Raw genomic sequence first — 2,529 nt, 5'->3', positions numbered from 1 at the left:
CATCCTTATATAAATACGAACTTTAAAGGACGTCCACCTATATTTGAATAGCTTGTTTTATTTATCACTCTATTTAGTAATTGAGCCATAATATTTTACTGTACGTCTAATTAAAAAGTTATTATAATAAATATTGTGTGTTATTACAATAAATGGAGGTAAAGTATGGGGAAATTTTTAAAATTAGTTTTGGGAACAGCTGTAATTGTAACAGCTTTGAACTTTACAGGATGCAGTAAAAACAATATTGTAAGTGAAGTCATATCATCAATAAGTTCAGAAAAAAATTATGTTGTATTTGATGATAATAAAGTAGAAAAGGCAGAAGTATTGACATATGAGAGTCCATACAAAGATGCTTCAGCTTCATACTATAAAGATAAGCTTACAGATGAAGAAAGTGAATTATATAATATTTTTGTTTATGCATATGAACATAATTATACAAACATTGAATACTATTCATCTAATGAAAATTTAGGGGATTCTTATAAAAAGATTGTTCAATGTATTTGTGCTGAAAACCCATTTATAGATTGGAATCAAGAATATTCTTATACATATGGTTCTGGACATTATAAATTTAAAAGTAGCCAGCTTGATAAAAAAGACGTTAATTTAAAAGTACAGGCTTATGATAAGGCAAAAGAAATTCTTAAATCTATGCCAGAAGGTGGAAGTTCTTATGATAAAGCATCTTGGATATATAATTACATAGTTAACAATGTGAGATATGTAAATAATTCAGATACTTATCTTTCAGGTAATCCATCTTTCATATATGATGCATTAATGGGACAAGAAACTCAATGTACTGGATTTTCTGACACTATGACTATGATGTGTAATTTAGCAGGAGTGGAATGTATAACTGTATGTGGTCAGACAAATGAAGGTCATGCATGGAATCTTGTTAACATTGATGGTAATTTTTATTACTGCGATGCAACAGGTGATAGTGTTATAAAAAGCAATGTTCCTGATAAAAGTATAAATTTAAATTTAAGCTTTTTAAAGTCAGATGAAGTATTTAGTTTAAATGGGTATTCTCTTATTGATAATGTAGTAATAGAATTTCCAAAGGCTAAGGATACAAAATATGATCTTAGTAATATAGATTTTAATCTGCAAAATCTTAGTAATGAAAGTGATTTAAATGCTATCTCTGAGAAGTTAATTAAGGAAAAAAGATATGTAGTAGTACATCTTCAAAAGGTTTCAGCAGAAAATACTGAAGAAGTACAGGTAGCTACAAATTCAATTTTAAATTATATATCTACACATATGGTTTCAAATGAATATAGTTATGTAACTATTCAAAATTTAATTAGTGAATCAGATAATGATGTAATATTCTTTGTTAATTTTGAAAAATAGAAGATCAGCTGATATAATATCCTTTAGAAATTTACTATAAGGAGTTTAACTAATAGATGAAATTTTATTTAGCACCAATGGAAGGAATTACAGGATATATATATAGAAATGCTTATGAAAAATACTTTCATAATGTAGATAGATATTATACACCTTTTATTATTCCTAATCAGAGTAGAAAGTTTAAGACAAGAGAACTTACAGATATTCTACCTGAAAATAATAAAGCTAAAAATGTAATTCCACAAATTTTAACTAATGATGCAGAAGGCTTTATTCATACTGCTACAAGACTTAAAGAATTTGGATATGAAGAAGTAAATTTAAATTTAGGATGTCCTTCAAGTACAGTAGTAACTAAGTTTAGAGGTTCAGGCTTTTTAAGCAAGAGAGAAGAATTAGATAGATTCTTAGATGAAATATTTAAGATGGATATAAAGATTTCTATTAAAACAAGAATAGGTAAAGATAGTCCAGATGAGTTTTATGAGCTTATAAAGATTTATAATAAATATCCCTTAGCAGAACTTATTATACATCCTAGAACTAGAGAAGATTTTTATGGTAATAAGCCTAATTTAGAAGTCTTTAAAGATGCTGTAAAGCTAAGCAGTAATCCTTTGTGCTACAATGGAGATATTTTTACAAAAGAAGATTATGATAATATAACAAAAGAATTTAAAGACTTAGAAGCTGTTATGCTTGGAAGAGGAATAATTGCAAATCCAGGTTTAATGAATGAAATTAAAGATGGCAAACTTATAAATAAGCAGTTATTAAAGGAGTTTCATGATGAAATTGTTGAAGGATATGTAAAAATCTTTGATGGGGATAGAAATGTATTATTCAAAATGAAAGAGCTTTGGGCTTATATGATTCACATATTTTCAGATAATAAAAAATATGCAAAACAAATTAAGAAATCTCAAAATTTAAGGGATTATAAATCTATAGTTTCAGGTCTTTTTAGAAATCAAGAAATAATTGAAGGAGAAGGGCTGTTTAGCGGAATAAAGAAGTTTTAAGAAAATGGGTTTCCATGATAAATGGAGACCTATTTTTGTTCGCCCAGCATGTTTGCTGAGCCAGCAGGCTGAAAGAAGCCTGCGTCGCCGTCCCGATAGGAAGACAACTCGAATGCAAGTGCGTTAT

At 28.0% G+C, this 2,529-nt stretch carries 2 protein-coding genes; both read left to right on the top strand.

Annotated features, from left to right (window positions below; genetic code table 11):
- Positions 1–165: 165 nt before the first annotated feature.
- Positions 166–1,377, top strand: coding sequence for a transglutaminase domain-containing protein (locus tag BM384_RS16635; RefSeq protein ID WP_090015322.1), 1,212 nt, complete (start codon positions 166–168; stop codon positions 1,375–1,377).
- Between the two features lie 56 nt (positions 1,378–1,433).
- Positions 1,434–2,402: a tRNA dihydrouridine synthase gene (locus BM384_RS16630; RefSeq protein WP_090015320.1), complete on the top strand. Its 969-nt coding sequence runs from the start codon at positions 1,434–1,436 to the stop codon at positions 2,400–2,402.
- The last annotated feature ends 127 nt before the right edge of the window (positions 2,403–2,529 follow it).

It is taken from the genome of Clostridium sp. DSM 8431 (assembly GCF_900116755.1).
Taxonomy (GTDB): domain Bacteria; phylum Bacillota; class Clostridia; order Clostridiales; family Clostridiaceae; genus Clostridium.
The sequence above is the reverse complement of the archived record's forward strand: the minus strand, read 5'-3'. Positions and strand labels throughout refer to the sequence as shown.

Excerpts from the sequence above, each read along its gene's own strand:
- BM384_RS16635 (WP_090015322.1), top strand. The coding sequence starts at position 166 with ATGGGGAAATTTTTAAAATTAGTTTTGGGAACAGCTGTAATTGTAACA.
- BM384_RS16630 (WP_090015320.1), top strand. The coding sequence starts at position 1,434 with ATGAAATTTTATTTAGCACCAATGGAAGGAATTACAGGATATATATAT.